Origin of the sequence: Amycolatopsis orientalis (assembly GCF_000943515.2) — a bacterium.
Classification (GTDB): Bacteria; Actinomycetota; Actinomycetes; order Mycobacteriales; family Pseudonocardiaceae; genus Amycolatopsis; species Amycolatopsis orientalis.
The window spans coordinates 3,811,682-3,828,341 of record NZ_CP016174.1; the positions used below are offsets into that span (position 1 = coordinate 3,811,682).

Below are 16,660 nucleotides of genomic sequence, written 5' to 3' on the forward strand. Positions count from 1 at the left end.
CGTGTGAAGGCCACGGCGACCCGTCAGAACCGGCGGAAACGTGCGCTATATCCCCGCATCACTTTCCCTGAGACCCTTGGCCCACGGGCCGAGGAGGGAGCGGCGATGGTGGCGAGACGCGGTTCGCGGCACCACTTGATCGTGGTGGCCGACGTGGAGGGATTCGGCGACCGGCGCCGGACAGGGCCACACCAACGGGCGGTGCGCGACGGGCTTTACGAAGCCATCGAGGCGGCGTTCACCGCAACCGGAGTGGTATGGCGAGACTGCTACCACGAGGACCGCGGAGACGCGCTATTCGTCCTCGTGCCCGGCGAGGTCGACAAAGCCGCGTTCGTGGAGGCCGCGCTGCCGACGTTGGTGACGCGCCTGCGGGTGCACAACGACACCCATCCGGAAGCGCAGCGGATCCGGTTGCGGATCGCCCTCCACGCCGGGGAAGTCGGCTACGACGGGCACGGTGTGACCTCGTCTTCGTTGACGCTGGCGTTCCGGTTGTGCGACGCGCCACCGCTGAAGACCGCGCTCGCCGCGTCACCCGGTGTGCTGGCGGTGATCGCGTCGGACTGGCTGTTCGACGACGTCATCCGCCACACCCCTGGCGCCGCGCCCGCGACCTGGCGCACCGTTTCGGTCGAGGTCAAGGAAGTCACCACGACCGGCTGGATCACCCTGCCCGATCATCCCTACCCGGCCGCGCCGGATCCGGCGACGGCGGACACCCGGGTATCGCACCCCGGACGCCCGAATGTGGTTTCGGGCCGAGTGGTTCCCCGGCAGCTCCCGGGATCGGTGCGGGATTTCACCGGGCGGGCGGAGCACCTGGCCGCGCTCGACGCCTTGATCCCGCCCGAGCCCGGCCAGTACGACGAGCGACCACGTTCGGTGGTGATCACCGCGGTCGACGGCGCGGGCGGGATGGGCAAGACCACCCTCGCGCTGCACTGGGCCCACCGGATACAGGACCGCTTCCCGGACGGCACACTGCATGTGAATCTGCGCGGATACGGTCCCGGAACCCCGGTCACCTCCGGCGAAGCGCTCAGCGGGTTCCTGCGGGCCTTGGGGGTCGCGGCGCGCGCGATCCCTGCCGACGTCGACGCCCAGGCGGCGCTGCTGCGCTCCCTGCTCGCGGGCAAACGCACGCTTCTCGTGCTGGACAACGCCCATAGCGCCGAACAGGTGCGGCCTCTCCTGCCCGGTACGGCGGGCTGCATGGTGCTGGTCACCAGTCGCGACAGTCTCACCGGTCTCGTCGTCACCGACGCCGCCCACCGCCTGACCCTTGATTTGCTCACCCCGCCCGAAGCGCTCGACCTGGTGACCGGCATCCTCGGCGCCGAGCGGGCCGCCGCCGAACCGGACGCGGTCGCCGCGCTGATCCGGTTGTGCGCACGGCTGCCGTTGGCATTGCGGGTCGCGGCCAGCCGGGCCGCCGCCCACCCGCATCTGACGGTCGCCGACGTCGTCACCGAACTGGAAGACGACCGCACCCGGCTCGACGTCCTCAGCGAGTTCGCCGATGAGCGGGCCGCCGTCCGAGCGGTGTTCGACTGGTCCTATCGCCGGCTCCCGCCCGAGCAGGCACGGCTGTTCCGGCGACTCGGCCTGCACCCCGGCCCCGACCTGTCCCTTCCCGCGGCCGCCGCGCTCGCCGAACTGCCGCCGGCGGAGACCCGCCCCCTGCTGGCGGCGCTTGCCGGCGCGCATCTGATCGAGCCCACCGCGGGTGGCCGGTACCGGTTCCACGACCTACTGCGCGCCTACGCCGCCGACCAAGCCCGTCACTACGACACCGACGAAGAGCGAGAGCGGGCGTTGGAAGCCCTACTGACCTTCTACACCTACACCGTCTGCACTGCCGACTATTACATCTACCACCTTTTCGTTCAGATGCCGGCGGCCGTGGCCGTACCCCGCCACCCGCACCCCATCGACACCCCAGACGAGGCATGGGCTTGGCTCGGCACCGAACGTGCCAACATCTTGGCCGCCCTCCAACATGCCGCCGAACGGCGGCTCGATCACCACACGATCCCTCTCGCTCATGCGTGCCGCTTCCTCTGTTCCCTGGGCGGCCCGCAAGAATGGATCCGAGCCCACGGCGCCGGGATCGCTGCCGCGAAGCGTGTCGGCAACCGCACTCAGGAAGCAATTCTCCTGATCGACCGCGGGGAAACGGCCAGTGATCTGGGCTGGTGGGATCAGGCTCATACCGACCTCGACCATGCAGCCACATTGGTCCGGCAACTCGTCGATCCCCGTCTTCGGGTGTCCGACTTCAACGGTCGCGGCCTGCTATTGCTTCGACAGGGCCGGTTTCAGGAGGCGGTACGGCTGCTCAAACTGGCGTTGCCGTTGAGTAAGAAGATCGGCTCCGTACGCTGGGAGGCGGTGGTGGAGGGCAATCTCAGCGCCGCCCATCTCGGCCTCGGTCACAGCCAGGTCGCGCTCGAATACGCCGAACGAGGCCTGGAGCTGCGCCGCCAAGTCGGGGATGTCACGGGCGAAGCATGGGCGTTGACGCAGTTGGCGCGCACCTGGGATCAACTTGGCGATCCAGACAGGGCAATCGTGTTGTGTCGTGAGGCGATAGCTCTCGGCCACAGGACACCACTCAACCGCAACAACACAATCGCTGATCCACTGGATGTCCTGGCGGCCTGCCTCCACCAACTCGGCCGCACCGATGAAGCCATCACGTGCTGGCAGGAAGCCGCCGCCGTCTATGACCACGCCGGCTATCCCCACAAAGCCACCGAAGTCCGCCAGCGCCTCTACGACGCTCAATCCAAGCCCTGATCCAAGCGGTGCGGCTTTGGGTCTTGGATTACGCCGAAACAACGAAGAGCGCAGATCGGATCGATCAGCGCTCTTCGCGTGGTCAAGGCATCAGTGAGCGATCATCAGCGAACTTGGGCGCTGGGCTCGAGAAAGGTCCATCCCAGGCCGCAAGGGGCGACGGCGTTGCCGGGATCTCCTTGCCTCTGCCAGCCGCTGTAGAAGTTCGAGTAGTCGTAGCTGCCGGTAGGGGTCTGGTACTTGCAGCGGGCGACTGCCCGGAACTGTGTGCCCCGAGCAGACGTGTAACAGTAGGCCGTCGCCCCGTTTCCGTGCGGCGACGCGGTGCAATAGGGCGGAGTGGCCGCGGATGCCGGTGACGCTACGGCGATGGACAGCCCGACGCTCGCCAGTGTCGCGGCGAGCATGATCTTCGCAGTCCGAGATTTCATCGAAGCCCCCAAATCCAGTTGTGCCCCAGTGTCCGAACAAGTGGTTCGAGCCCCCGGAGTGTGACACATTCAGTTGGGGTGTCACAACCCCTCGGCGTTCGGAGACCAGACCTCGCCACGAAAGGTCCGCGGCCGGGCCTACCGTCGGAACCAGCGACGCCGCTTCGCCGCGTTCTCCGCGGGGTCGGCCGGCTGGAGTCCCAGCCTTCCGGTAAGGAAGAAGGTCCCGCTCACGATGTTGCCGCGCGCAGGTGGGCGCTCGAGGCCGGCGGTCGCGACAGCGACGTCAAGCTCGATCGCGGCGATGGTGCGGACCCGGATCCGGTGGAATGCCGTGCCGGTCACGGTGTTCACGGGAGTCTCGACCTCGATGACCTCGCCGGCGAACAGCGCGTGCGCGGAGGGCGTCCAGTCGGGCGAGGGTTCTTCGAGCGGGAAAGCCCCGGAGGGGATGAAGTGGTCGGGGGCGAACTTCAGTTCGTCGTCCTGCGAGGCATCGTAGGCCTCGGCGTCGGCGTGCACGGTGACCTCTTCGGCGAGAGCCGACAGCGCCATGGAGCCGGTCTCGATCCGCCCGCCGGAGTGGGCGAGGACCGCTCGGTCTTCCAGCTCCACCGCGATCGGACAGACCAACTCGCCGTCGACGCCGTCGACGAGGTCGAGCATCGCGGTCTCGGCATCGACGAGCCGAACGTCGCGCACCGGTACCGCGGGCGCCGTGCCCGCCAGGCACGGCAGGAGGAAGTCGAGCTTGCCGCCGCGGACCTGAGCGATCAGCCGGGCGCCGGAGGGGTCGGTCCAGACATGCTCGGTGACCTTCTTCGTGATCTGCCGGACCGTGCCCGCGCTGACCAGGGAGATCACCTTCTCCTCGAACTCGTCCTGGCTGGCGATGCCGATCCCGATCGCCTCGAAGTGGCTGGCCACGATCACTCTCCCTGTTCCCGTTGTCCGCTGAAGACTACTTGTCGGGCCGCCCTGGAATACGTCGAGCAGGTGTGTCCGTCGATCGAGGCAGCTCACTGTCCCCTATGGACGGTCGCCCGCCGATGTCATGAGGGGTCCCCATGGGACGAATTTCGTCCTATGGGGACCCCTCATGACATACCACCGGGGCTCGGCGCGGACGGCCGTGCGGAACAGATGCCCTGATCCGGTCCGCGGAGGTCGCCGCTCGCCGGAGAATTGGTGCATGCTCGTGAGCATGATCGATGATTTCGCGAAGGAGTACCTGCACGGCGACCTCCGGGAGATCCGTGAGGCGATGATCCGGAAACTCGACGGGCTGTCCGAGTACGACATCCGTCGTCCCTTGACCTCGACCGGGACCAACCTTCTCGGTCTGGTCAAGCACCTGTCACTGTGGGAGTCCCGGTACTTCGGCGAGGTCTTCGGCCGGCCGTTCCCCGAGCCCGCTCCCCGATGGGACGATCCCGAACAGCGCGGTACCGACCTGTGGGCGACCGAACACGAGACGCGCGAGGAGATCGTGAGCCGCTACCGGCGCGTTTGCGAGCACTCCGACGCGACCATCGCCGCTCTCGCCATCGACACGCCCGGTCACGTCCCCTGGTGGCCACGTCCTGACGTGAAGCTGTTCAACGTCATGGTCCATATTCTCACCGAGACCAACCGGCACGCCGGGCACGCCGACATCCTGCGCGAACACTTGGACGGCCGGGTCGAGATGGACGAGGCGGGCATGGCCCGGCGGGGGGAGGACGCGGCCTTCTGGGAGCGGCGGAGGGTGGAAATCGAGCGGGCGGCCAAAGCCGCCGGTGCGGCCACGGTCTGACCGTCGCACGACAGCCGCGGCCGGCGTCCATAATGGACAGCCGGCCGCGCCGTACCGTGTCCTCTTTACGCACTCCAGGAAGAAATGCCGGGTTTCGGCCTTCGGTGCGCCATGGTAATTTTGACGGTTTCCAGGCAGGTAAAAGGATCTCGTAACCTCCGGCGTGTCCGGTAATCAGTTCCGTTTTGTCACGCGCTCGTTTCCCCGAATTTCGAAATCACTGTGAATACGTCATTCTTCTGACCTACTTCCATCGAACTCGGCTGTTTGCAGCTATAACATCGCCCACTGTCGCCGGGTTATGACCTGCGAGAAACGGACGACGGGTCTTTCGTACTTATGGAGGTACCAGTGGAAAGTCGCCCGCACTACTTTTCAGACCTGTCGCCTCATCAGGACGCCTTGCCCGGCAAGCAGTTCCGCGCCCCGTCGTATGTCCGGCCGCGATCGCGGTGATTTGCGGCGGGCTGATTGTCCGAATGCGAAAACGGCAGGCGTGTCGATCTGCTAAGGAAAATGGTGAATTCTTCCCCGAGTCTCGATGTCAGCCTGCACCGGCCTTTACCGAAGGCGCGAAGCGAGGGACTGGTCATACGAAAATACGGTGGCTCGTCGCTGGCCACGCCGGGAATGGTGAACGACGTCGCCGACGAGGTGGCCGGGATCGCCGCGGCGGGAACGCGGATGGTCCTGGTCGTGTCGGCGATGGGGGACACCACCGACCGGCTGATCGCCTTGGCCGGGGAGTTCGCCGAACCACCCGCTCCCCGGGAGCTCGACCAGCTGATGGCCACCGGGGAACAGGTCTCCGCGGCGGTGCTCGCCATGGCGCTGACCGAGCGCGGGATCGAGGCCGTTTCGCTGTCCGGCGACCAGGCGGGGATCGAGGTGAGCGGCGAACCGGGAGCGGCGGCCATCGTGCGGGTCGATCCAGGCAAGGTCGTCGCCCGGCTGGGTTCCGCGCAGGTCGTGGTGGTCGCCGGGTTCCAGGGGCGGGACGCCGACGGCGAACTGCTGACGCTGGGCAGGGGCGGTTCCGACACCACCGCGGTGGCGCTCGCGGCCGCGCTCGGCGGCGCCGACTGCGAGATCCGCACCGACGTCCACGGAGTGCGCACGGCCGACCCCAGGATCGTCCCGGACACCCGGCCGGTCCGGACGATCTCCTACGACACCATGGTCGAACTCGCCGGGCTCGGTGCCCGCGTACTGCATCCCCGCTCCGTCGAGCTGGCGCGCCGTCATGGGGTGGCGGTGCGGGTCGCGCATTCCTCGGAACCCGGTCCCTCGACCGTCGTCGCGGCGGGAGAAGCGTCGCTGGAAGGAACTCCCCGCGTCATCGGCATCGCGCACGAACGCGACGTGCGACTGGTCCGGGTCCAGGTCTCGCCCTCCGGCCCGGACCAGTACGCCCGTGTGCTCGCGACGCTGGCGGGAAGCGGGGTGAGACCGGAGAACCTGAGCTGGCCCGACCCCGGTGAGCTCCGGTTCACCGTCCGCGGTTCGGAACCGCTCGGCCCGCCGATCGGCGAACTCGCGATGGAGTTGGAGGCCCGCTCCACGGTTCTGGAGGAGCTCGGCTCCGTTTCCGTGGTCGGCACCGCGTTGCTCGATCCGCCGGGATTCCTGCCCGAGCTGCTGCGGATCCTCGCCGGCCACCGGGTCACGGTGCCGTCGATGACGACCTCGCAGACGCGCCTCACCGCCGTGATCCCCGCCGACGCCGTCGACACGACCGTCCGCGCCCTGCACGACGCGTTCGGCTTGGCCGAGGACACGCGATGAGCCCGTACGGGCAGCCGTCGGGTCAGTTCACCACCGATGGCCTGGTCCTGACCTGTGACGGCCACGAACAGCGGATTCGCTGGAGCGTCGGCGATCGGCTGGAGCAGTTGTACGAGCGGCTCTGCGACCGGCTGCGTGCCGACGGTCTCGGTGCTCGTCTCGCGGTGGACGCCGGGGGCACGAGGCTCACCTTCGACGGGTTGGACGAGCGCGCCAATCGGCTCGCCAGGTATCTGCGGGCGCACGGGGTGCGGCCCGGCGACCGGATCGGGCTGTTGTTCGACGAACCGGTCCATTCCTACGTCGCGATGCTGGCCGTGCTCAAGGTCAACGCGGCGTATGTGCCGCTGGACGCGGCGTTTCCGGACGACCGGCTCGCCTGGATCGTCCAGGACGCCGGTGTCCACCTGGTGGTGTCGAGTTCCGCCCTGCGACACCGGTTCGAGCCGGACGGCGTCGGCGTGATCTGCCTCGACGAGGACTCCGACCGGATCGCCGCGCTGCCGGGCGGACGGCTCAGCGCGGACGAGAAGGGCACACCGGCGGACGAACTCTGTTACGTCGTCTACACCTCCGGCTCGACAGGCCGCCCGAAAGGCGTGACGATCGACCACGCCTCGATCTGCAACTTCGTCCGGGTCGCCGCCGACGTCTACGGCATCCAGGGCACCGACCGGGTCTACCAGGGCATGACGATCGCGTTCGACTTCTCGGTCGAGGAGATCTGGGTACCGCTGCTGAGCGGCGCGACGCTCGTGCCGAAACCCGGCGGCGCCGCCCTCGTCGGCCACGATCTGCTCGAATTCCTGCGGGACCACCGGGTCACCGCGTTGTGCTGTGTCCCGACCTTGCTGGCCAGCCTCGACGAAGATCTGCCCCTGCTGCGCTTCCTCCTGGTGTCCGGTGAAGCGTGCCCCGAAGACCTCGTGCGCCGTTGGCATCGCGCGGACAGGCGGTTCCTGAACGTCTACGGCCCGACGGAGGCCACGGTCACCGCGACGTGGTCGGTGCTGCGCCCGGACCGGCCGGTGACCATCGGGGTGCCCCTGCCCACCTATTCGGTCGTCATCCTCGATCCGGACGAGCCCAGGGCGCTGGCCGCCGGCGAACTGGGGGAGATCGGCATCGCCGGGATCGGGCTCGCCGGGGGTTACCTGAACCGGCCCGACCTGACCGAGCGCGCGTTCATCCCGGACTTCCTCGGCATCGGGAACAACCCGTCCCGCCGCATCTACCGCACCGGCGACCTGGGCCGGATCACCCCGGACGGGGAGATCGAGTACCACGGCCGCGCCGATACCCAGGTGAAGATCCGCGGCTACCGGGTCGAACTCACCGAGATCGAATCGGTTCTGCTGCGGATACCGGGAATCGCCCAGGCGGTGGTCGAGACCCACCAGCCGGAACCCGGCACGACCGAACTCGTCGCCTACTACAGCCTGCGACGCGACAAGGCGGACATCGACCCCGCAGACCTGCGTCGCCGCCTGGCGGAACTGCTGCCGGGCTACATGGTGCCCGCCTATCTCGAACGGCTCGACCGCGTCCCGCTGACCCCGGCCGGCAAAGCCGATCGCCAGCATCTGCCGGCGCCCAGCGGCCCCCGAAGAGCGGGTAACGATGTCGAGTACGTGGCGCCTGCCACCGAGACCGAGCTCAATCTGGCGGAGGCGTTGAGCCGGGTCCTCGGGATCGAGCGGATCTCCGCGACGGCGCATTTCTTCGACGACTACGGCGCCGATTCCCTGCTGCTGGCCAAGTTCTGCGCCCTGGTCCGCGAGCGTGGGGACGTCGGGCCGCTCTCGGCGAGGGACGTCTACCTCCACCCCACCGTCCGCGATCTCGCGGAGTCGATTCCCGCCGCGGGTCCGGCCACGGCCGCTCGTGCCGAGAAGTCGCACCGGGCGTCCACCGCGGCGAATGTCCTCTGTGGAGTGTTCCAGCTCCTGGCCTTCCTCGCCTACGCGGCCGGTTCCGGCTGGATGCTCGACACGGGATTCGCCTGGATCGACGCCGCGACAAGCTTTGCCGAGAGCTACGCACGCGCTGTGGGACTCGGGCTCGTCGTCTTCGTCGTTCTCTCCGTGGTGCCGATCCTGGCGAAGTGGGTGATCGTCGGCCGGTGGAAACCGGGGGAGATCCCGCTGTGGAGTTTCGGCTACCTGCGGTTCTGGACGGTCAAGACGCTGGTCCGGTTCAGTCCGTTGATGCTGTTCGTCGGCACGCCGCTCTACTCGTGGTACCTGCGGGCGCTCGGTGCGCACATCGGCGAAGGCGCGGTGATCCTGTCCCGGAATCCGCCGATCTGCACGGATCTGCTCCGCGTCGGTGTGGGGGCGGTCATCCGGAAGGACGCCTACTTCTCGTGCTACCGCGCCAGGGCCGGCCGGATCCAGACCGGCCGGGTCACCCTCGGCGACAACGCCTTCGTCGGTGAAATGACCGTGCTCGACATCGGCACGGCACTAGGCGACGACGCGCAGCTCGGCCATTCGTCGTCCCTGCACACCGGGCAGACGGTCCCCGGCGGTGAACGCTGGCACGGATCGCCCGCCCGCCCGTCCACTGTGGACTACCGGGCGCTGGCCACGGGCGCGTGGGGCGGGCTCAGGCCGTTCGTCTACTGCTTGTCCAGTCTGCTGCTCCTGCTGCTGGTGACGCTGCCCGTGACGATGGGCGGGACGGGCATGTTCGTCGATCGCTGGTTCACGACATCGGCGGACTTCACGAGCTGGGAGTTCTACCGCGGCCGGATCGCCGATTCGGCGCTGCTGTACTTCGGCGCCTTGCTCGCCGGGCTGGCGGTCGTCCTCACGATTCCCCGCCTGCTCGGGCTGTTCCTCCGGCCGGAGCAGGTGTACCCGCTCTACGGCAGGCATTTCGCACTCCAGCGGCTGGTCGCCCGGCTGACCAATCTGCGGGCTTTCACCTACCTGTTCGGTGACAGCAGCTACATCGTCCACTACCTGCGTGCGCTGGGCTACGACCTGTCGAAGGTCCAGCAGACGGGCTCCAACTTCGGGGTCGAGGTCAAGCACGAGACACCGTTCCTCAGCACGGTCGGCACCGGGACGATGGTCTCGGACGGTCTCTCGCTGCTCAACGCGGACTTCTCCGCCTCGTCGTTCCGGCTGCGCCGGGCCTCCGTGCCGCCGCAGGCGTTCCTGGGCAACGAGATCGCCTATCCGCCGGGCGCGCGGATCGGCCGGAACTGCCTGCTGGCCACCAAGGTCCTCGTCCCGCTGGACGGGCCGGTCCGGGAGAACGTCGGGCTGCTCGGGTCACCCGCGTTCGAAATCCCCAGAACCGTCCGCCGGGACACCGGGTTCGAGCACCTCGGGACCGGGGACGGCCTGCGCCGGGGCCTGCGGGCGAAGAACCGCCACAACACCGTCACGATCCTCCTCTACCTGCTGGTGCACTGGCTGCATTTGCTCGGCGTCCTGCTGATCGGCACGGCGGCCGGTGCCCTGCACGAACGGTCCGGCTGGCTCGCTGTCGGCGGCGGCATCGTGGCGACGCTGGTGTTCTCGGTCGCGTACCTCATGCTGGCGGAACTCGCCGTGCAGGGTTTCCGGGCGCTGCGGCCCCGGTTCTGCTCGATCTACGATCCGGTGTTCTGGCGGCACGAACGGTTCTGGAAGCTCAGCCCCGCCCGCTATCTCTCGTTGTTCGACGGGACGCCGTTCAAGCCCTTCCTGCTGCGCTGTCTCGGCGTCCGGATCGGCCGGCGCGTCTTCGACGACGGATGCGCGATCCCGGAACGGTCCCTGGTGAGCATCGGCGACGACTGCGTGCTCAACCAGCACACCGTTGTGCAAGGACATTCACTCGAGGACGGCACCTTCAAATCCGACCACATCACCATCGGCGCCGGATGCACGCTCGGCACCGGCTCCTTCGTCCACTATGGAGTGACGATGGCGGAGGCGTCGATCGCCGAGGCGGACGCGTTCCTGATGAAGGGCACCGCGGTGCCTGCCGGAACGCGCTGGCACGCCAATCCGGCGGTCGAGTTCGGTACGGCGCGAGAGATCACCACGACAAGGAGGCTGCCATGACGCACACCCCCACGGCGAGGCCGGCACCGGCGCCTCGCGTCGAGGGCGCACTGCCCGGCCCGCGCTCGGCCGAGTACCTCGAACACCAGCGACAGTGGGAATCCAGCGCACGAGCGTATCCGCGCCACCTGCCCATCGCGATCGCGGGCGGGCAGGGAAGTTATCTGTGGGACATGGACGGGAACGTCTTCCTCGACTTCCTGGCGGGCGCGGGAGTGCTCTCCCTCGGCCACAATCATCCCGAACTGGTGCACGCGGCCACCGAGCAACTGCACGTGCTCACCCACGGACTGGACTTCCCGACCCCGGCGAAACGCGAGTTCGTCGACGCTCAGCTGTCCATGCTGCCGCCGGATCTGCGCTCGCGGATGCGGATGCACTTCTGCGGCCCCGGCGGGGCCAACGCCGTGGACGCCGCGATCAAACTCTGCAAGACCGCGACCGGCCGTGGTGACCTGGTGTCCTTCCAGGGCGGATTCCACGGCTCCAGCCACGCCGCGATGGCGTTGACCGGGCTCGTCGCGCAGAAACGGCCGATCGCCAACGGAGTGCCCGGGGTGCACTTCTTCCCGTACTCCTACTGCGCCCGGTGTCCGGTGGGCCTCTCGCCGGACACCTGCGAGACCAACTGCGTGGGCCTGCTGGAGCGTTCGCTGCGGGATCCGAACGGCGGCATCCCCCTTCCCGCCGCGGTGATCCTGGAGCTGGTGCAGGGCGAAGGCGGGATCATCCCGGCGACCCGGGACTTCGTACGGCGTGTCCGCGCGCTGACCGCGGAACTGGACATCCCGCTCGTCGTCGACGAGGTACAGACCGGCTGCGGCCGCACCGGGACCTGGTTCGCGTTCGAGCGGTACGACATCGAACCGGACGTGATCATCGCCTCGAAGGCACTGAGCGGACTGGGACTTCCGGTGGCGGTGATCTTCTACGACCGGCGCCTGGACGGCTGGGCGCCCGGTGCGCACACCGGCACGTTCCGGGGCAACCAGGCCGCGTTCGCCGCGGGCGCGGCGGCCGTCCGCGTCGTGCGGCGCGACGACGTACTGGGCAATGTCCGGCAGCGTGGGCGGCAGCTCGAACAACGGCTCGCCACCTTGCGCGATCACGTCTGGGTCCGTGAGGTGCGCGGTCTCGGCCTGATGTGGGGGATCGAGCTGAGCGATCCGCGCGATGGCCGTCCGGCGGGCGGCTACGCCCGCGCCGTGCAGGCGGACGCGTTGCGGCAAGGACTGATCGTCGAACTCGGCGGCCGCGACGACAGCGTGATCCGGCTGATGCCCCCGCTCACCGTGACCGCCGAGGAGGTCGAGATCGCCTGCGAGATCCTGTTCGGCGCGATCGAGCGCTGTGATCCGCCACGGTAGTCGTGCTCAGACCGACGTCGCGTCCTTCCGGCCGCTCACCACGCGCACCCGCACCGGCTCGACGAACGGGGCGAACGGTGACACGGCCACGCTGAGCCGTTCCTCGAACCCCGCGCGCTCGTCCGGTTTCGGCAGCAGATCCTCCGGCATAGCGGAGTACACCGCGCCGACGAGGTGTTCGAGATCGATCTCGTCCTCGTAGTCGACGTCCGTTTCACCGGTGGTGAACCCGGCCGCGGCCAGACTCGCGCGGTAGCGGTCCTGTTCCTCCTGCTCGGCACCGCAGGTGCGGACAAGCGGCTTCCCCAGCCAGCCGGACAGGTACTCGCGCAGCGCGTTCGACCAGGGGGTGTCGTGCAGCCACATCGGGGCGCCGTTGGTGACCACCGCGACGCCGCCACCCGGCCGCAGCAGGGAATGCAGCGCGGGGAACAGGGTCTCGTGGTCCATCCAGTGCAGCGCCTGCCCGATGGTCACCGCGCCGAGCTTCTCCCCGCCCAGCACCAGTTCCAGCGCGGAGACGTCACTGTCCGCGCCGACCAGCCAGCACACGTTCGTGACCCCGGCGGCCGCCTTCCTGGCCTCCGCCAGCATGTCGGGCTCCGGGTCCATGCCGACCACCGCCCGTGTCCTGGCGGCGAGCGGCAGGGTCAGCTGACCGGTGCCGCAGCCGAGGTCCAGCGCCGTGTCTTCGGCGGTGAGCCCGAATTCGGCGACCAGCGCGTCGAGGACGGCCTCCGGGTAGCCGCGGCGGTAGCGCCGGTAGAACCCGGCGACCTCGCCGCTGAACTTCAGGGTCGTCATGCCGTGATCATGACCGGCGGACCGGTCCTCCGCCCGCGCTTTCGCCGTCGGCGGACACCCGGACAGGTCTCGTGGACAGGCCTAGTCGTCCGGGCCGCGCAGGGTCAGGACGACCCGGAGCACGTGTTCGACCGCCGCCGGGAACACGGCCCCGCGGAGTTCGCCGCGGCTGGCGAGGGTGTGCCCGGCGAAGTCCAGCATCCGGTCTTCGCCGAGGCGGCGGACGGTCAGCGTGGCCACCTCCTCGAGATCGAGGTCGGGATGATCCATCCTGGTCAGCGCGAATTCGATGAGCAGCTGTTCATCCGTCATTTCGCACCTCCGTCTCCTCTCGATCTTATCGAGCGTTGAGTCGGAGGTGGCGCGTCCCGGCGCGGGTCCGGACTGGCTGATGTAGCCCATCGCCTGCTGCCAGGCAGTCGGTCGTGAGTGGTAATGACGGTTCTAACCGTCATTACCACTCACGACCAGGCAGAGTAGTTCTACTCGTGTGGAGCGACCGCAGCCGCTGGCAACATCGGTGGTGTCCGCTCACTGGGGGCGGCGTGCACCGAGGAGAATCATGAAGCTTCGTCATGCTTTCGCCACACTCGCCGTCGCCGCGGGCCTGATCGGCGTGTTCGCGCCCGTCGCGGTGGCCGAGGAGCCGATCGCGAGCATCGACTTCACGGCCGAACAGGGTGCTTTCCCGGTCGACGGGAAGAGCGGGTACTGGGCCGACTCGCCCGAGCACGAGGTGATGATCCGCGAGGTCGGCGATGTCCTGCGGGTGGACGCCGACGCCGATGGCGGTCGCTACTACTTCAGGCTCGACTTCAGCGCCCCGTCCGGCGCGCTCCAGGTCGGCTCGTACGATCACGCGGAGGGAGCCCGCATCCTCGCGATCGCCACCGGTCTGGGCTGTACGGACGACTATTCGACGTTCACGATCAGCCGCATCGAACGCGGCGCCGAAGGACTTACCGCCCTCGACGCCACGTTCGAACAGCGCTGCGGCAGCCCTGACGCGCCGGCGCTGCGCGGTGAGGTCCACTACCTGCGCTGAGTCAGGCGGAAGCGCCCTTCGCTCAACGGGGCGATGAACGAGCCGGGGACGGTCTGTCGCTGCGGCGGCGGGCCGTCCCCGCACTGTCCACAGTGGACCAAGGCGCTGAGCCGGTTGGCGGTATGCCTCCGGGTGACCGAGTGAATACCATCTGGCAGTGGGAGCGCTCCCAGCATATGCCGTTTCTCAGGAGGCCGGATGACCTGGCGACTTTTCCGGGCGGTGATGGCCGGTCTGCTGCTGGCCGCCGGTATGGCCGTGGCTTCCGCCCCGGCCGATGCCTCCCCGGCTGATGCCGCGGCCCCGGCCCGGATCATGGCGCTGGGCGATTCCATCACCGGTTCACCCGGGTGCTGGCGGGCGTTGCTGTGGAAACACCTGCAGGACAGCGGCCATACCGACGTCGACTTCGTCGGTTCCCTGCCGGCACAGGGCTGTGGTTTCGCCCACGACGGTGAGAACGAAGGCCACGGGGGGATCCTGGCGACCGGCATCGTGCGGGACAACCGGCTGCCGGGGTGGTTGTCGGCGGCGCGCCCGGACATCGTCCTGATGCACCTGGGCACCAACGACGTGTGGAGCGCTGTCCCGGCGCAAGCGATCCTGAACGCCTACACCACGATGCTGGACCAGATGCGCGCGAGCAACCCGGCCATGAAGCTGATCGTGGCCCGGATCATCCCGATGAACCCGGCCACCTGCTCGGCCTGCGGGCAGCGCGTGGTCGAGCTGAACGACGCCATTCCCGGATGGGCGCGGGCGCGTTCCACGGCGGCTTCACCGATCACGGTGGTCGATCAGTGGACCGGCTTCGACACCGCGGCCGACACCACCGACGGCGTGCACCCGAACAGCTCCACCGGCATCCAGAAGATGGAAAGCCGTTGGTATCCCGCCGTTGTCGCGGCCCTGCGCCCGGACAGCCCGGCCGCGGTGGGTCTGCACGTCGAGGGCACGCGGGTCGTCGAGGCGAACGGCGCGGCGTTCGTGATGCGCGGGGTGAACCACGCGCATGTCTGGTATCCGAACCAGACCGGCTCCTTCGCGAACATGAAATCCTTCGGTGCCAACACGGTCCGGGTGGTCCTCGGGAGCGGGCAGCGGTGGGGCCCGTCGTCGTCCGCCAACGTCAGGAACGTCATCTCCCTGTGCAAGCAGTCGCGGCAGATCTGCGTACTGGAAGTACACGACACCACCGGGTACGGCGATCAGAGTGGTGCCGCGACCCTGGACCAAGCGGCAAGCTATTGGCTGAGCGTCGCCGACGAACTGAAGGGCCAGGAGAACCACGTCGTGATCAACCTGGGCAATGAGCCTTTCGGTAACGACCAGCAGGTGAGCGCGACCTGGACGAGCGCGACGAGCAAGGCGATCACCCGGTTGCGCGAGGCGGGACTGCGGCATCTGCTGATGGCCGACGCGCCGATGTGGGGACAGGACTGGCAGAACATCATGCGGGACAACGCGGCCGCGGTGCTCAACGCCGATCCGCAGCGCAACACCGTGTTCTCCGTGCACATGTACGGCGTCTACGACACGGCGGCGGAGATCACCGCGTACTTCGACGCGTTCCAGGCCGCGAACCTGTCGCTGGTCGTCGGCGAGTTCGGGCACAACCACTCCGACGGCGACCCGGACGAGAACACCATCATGGCGCAAGCGCAGGCTCGCGGACTCGGCTACCTCGGCTGGTCCTGGAGCGGCAACAGCAGCGAGGTCGGCTACCTCGACCTGGTCGATTCCTTCGACCCGGCCAGGCTCACCCCGTGGGGCGAGCGGTTCCTCAACGGCCCCAACGGTGTCCGGCAGACCTCGAAGGAAGCCACCATCTACGGCGGGAGCGGCACGGACACCCAGCCACCGTCCACACCGGACACTCCGGCCGTCTCGGCGGTGACGGCCACCAGTGCCACGCTGACGTGGACCGCGTCGACCGACAACGTCGGCGTCACGGGATACGACGTCTTCCGCGCACCGGGCGCGAGCGGGGGCACGTTCGGCCTGGTCGGCTCGACCGGGACGACCACGTACACCGACACCGGGTTGACCGCGTCGACCACCTACCGGTACCAGGTGCGCGCCAGAGACGCCGCCGGGAACGTCTCGGCCCACTCCGGCGTCGTGACGGCGACGACCGGCGCGGGAGGCGGCACCGGGCCGTGCAAGGTCACCTACTCCGCGCCCATCTGGGGCGGAGGCGGCGGGTTCACGGCGAGCGTGACCATCACCAACACGGGAACGAGCCCGGTCAACGGCTGGACTCTGGCCTTCACCTACACCAGAGGCCAACGGGTCACCCTGCCCGGCTGGGGCGCCACCTTCGTCCAGTCCGACAGCGGCGCGGTCACCGCCACCAATCTGTCCTGGAACGGCACGCTGGCGTCGAACGCTTCGACCAGCATCGGCTTCAACGGCACGTACAACGGGTCCAATCCGGCACCGGCTTCGTTCACCCTCAACGGGAGCACCTGCGCGGTCGGCTGATCGGGAACTACCGCGATCAAGGTCGCTCGCTCAGGTCACCGAGAGCGCGAGTTGTCACTCAGGGTGAGAGGTGTGTGGAAATAGGG

10 protein-coding genes are annotated in these 16,660 nt (G+C 68.4%); 7 read left to right on the forward strand and 3 right to left on the reverse strand.

The window, feature by feature from the left end; translation table 11 throughout:
• Positions 1-141 precede the first annotated feature (141 nt).
• Positions 142-2,802 carry a tetratricopeptide repeat protein gene (locus SD37_RS16910; protein ID WP_236725464.1) on the forward strand — a complete coding sequence of 887 codons (2,661 nt, stop codon included), beginning with the start codon at positions 142-144 and terminating at the stop codon, positions 2,800-2,802.
• 569 nt (positions 2,803-3,371) lie between these two features.
• On the opposite strand, the gene SD37_RS16915 is transcribed toward SD37_RS16910, so the two are convergent.
• The gene (locus SD37_RS16915) at positions 3,372-4,160 is read right to left on the reverse strand and encodes a hypothetical protein (RefSeq protein WP_044850737.1); all 789 of its coding nucleotides are present in this window, start codon (positions 4,158-4,160) and stop codon (positions 3,372-3,374) included.
• A 277-nt stretch (positions 4,161-4,437) separates the two neighbouring features.
• Between SD37_RS16915 and SD37_RS16920 the strand changes: the two genes are divergently transcribed.
• The 4 genes from SD37_RS16920 (at position 4,438) to SD37_RS16935 (ending at position 12,241) form a co-directional block, all read left to right on the forward strand.
• A complete protein-coding gene (locus SD37_RS16920; protein ID WP_044850736.1) occupies positions 4,438-5,028 on the forward strand; it encodes a DinB family protein in 591 nt (196 codons plus the stop codon).
• Between the two features lie 516 nt (positions 5,029-5,544).
• The gene (locus tag SD37_RS16925; protein ID WP_083254992.1) at positions 5,545-6,813 is read left to right on the forward strand and encodes an aspartate kinase; all 1,269 of its coding nucleotides are present in this window, start codon (positions 5,545-5,547) and stop codon (positions 6,811-6,813) included.
• On the forward strand, positions 6,810-10,874 hold the full coding sequence (locus SD37_RS16930; protein ID WP_044850601.1) for a Pls/PosA family non-ribosomal peptide synthetase: 4,065 nt from the start codon (positions 6,810-6,812) through the stop codon (positions 10,872-10,874). The genes SD37_RS16925 and SD37_RS16930 overlap by 4 nt, the downstream gene beginning before the upstream one ends.
• Positions 10,871-12,241: an aspartate aminotransferase family protein gene (locus SD37_RS16935; RefSeq protein WP_044850600.1), complete on the forward strand. Its 1,371-nt coding sequence runs from the start codon at positions 10,871-10,873 to the stop codon at positions 12,239-12,241. Before SD37_RS16930 ends, SD37_RS16935 begins: the two co-directional genes overlap by 4 nt.
• 6 nt (positions 12,242-12,247) lie before the next feature.
• Here the strand turns inward: SD37_RS16935 and SD37_RS16940 are convergent, their stop codons facing one another.
• Positions 12,248-13,045 carry a class I SAM-dependent methyltransferase gene (locus SD37_RS16940; protein ID WP_044850599.1) on the reverse strand — a complete coding sequence of 266 codons (798 nt, stop codon included), beginning with the start codon at positions 13,043-13,045 and terminating at the stop codon, positions 12,248-12,250.
• A gap of 81 nt (positions 13,046-13,126) precedes the next feature.
• Positions 13,127-13,357 (reverse strand): hypothetical protein, encoded by a 231-nt coding sequence (locus SD37_RS16945; RefSeq protein WP_044850598.1) that lies wholly within the window; start codon positions 13,355-13,357, stop codon positions 13,127-13,129.
• Positions 13,358-13,607: 250 nt separating this feature from the next.
• Here SD37_RS16945 and SD37_RS16950 point away from each other — a divergent pair, with 250 nt between their 5' ends.
• On the forward strand, positions 13,608-14,090 hold the full coding sequence (locus SD37_RS16950) for a hypothetical protein (protein ID WP_044850597.1): 483 nt from the start codon (positions 13,608-13,610) through the stop codon (positions 14,088-14,090).
• A gap of 198 nt (positions 14,091-14,288) precedes the next feature.
• Positions 14,289-16,574: a cellulase family glycosylhydrolase gene (locus tag SD37_RS16955; RefSeq protein WP_044850596.1), complete on the forward strand. Its 2,286-nt coding sequence runs from the start codon at positions 14,289-14,291 to the stop codon at positions 16,572-16,574.
• Positions 16,575-16,660 lie beyond the last annotated feature (86 nt).

What these genes read in the sequence shown, in the direction of transcription:
- SD37_RS16925 (WP_083254992.1), top strand. Translation starts at nt 5,545, where the DNA reads ATGGTGAATTCTTCCCCGAGTCTCGATGTCAGCCTGCACCGGCCTTTA.
- SD37_RS16920 (WP_044850736.1), top strand. Translation starts at nt 4,438, where the DNA reads ATGATCGATGATTTCGCGAAGGAGTACCTGCACGGCGACCTCCGGGAG.
- SD37_RS16945 (WP_044850598.1), bottom strand. Translation starts at nt 13,357, where the DNA reads ATGACGGATGAACAGCTGCTCATCGAATTCGCGCTGACCAGGATGGAT.
- SD37_RS16940 (WP_044850599.1), bottom strand. Translation starts at nt 13,045, where the DNA reads ATGACGACCCTGAAGTTCAGCGGCGAGGTCGCCGGGTTCTACCGGCGC.
- SD37_RS16930 (WP_044850601.1), top strand. Translation starts at nt 6,810, where the DNA reads ATGAGCCCGTACGGGCAGCCGTCGGGTCAGTTCACCACCGATGGCCTG.
- SD37_RS16950 (WP_044850597.1), top strand. Translation starts at nt 13,608, where the DNA reads ATGAAGCTTCGTCATGCTTTCGCCACACTCGCCGTCGCCGCGGGCCTG.
- SD37_RS16955 (WP_044850596.1), top strand. Translation starts at nt 14,289, where the DNA reads ATGACCTGGCGACTTTTCCGGGCGGTGATGGCCGGTCTGCTGCTGGCC.
- SD37_RS16935 (WP_044850600.1), top strand. Translation starts at nt 10,871, where the DNA reads ATGACGCACACCCCCACGGCGAGGCCGGCACCGGCGCCTCGCGTCGAG.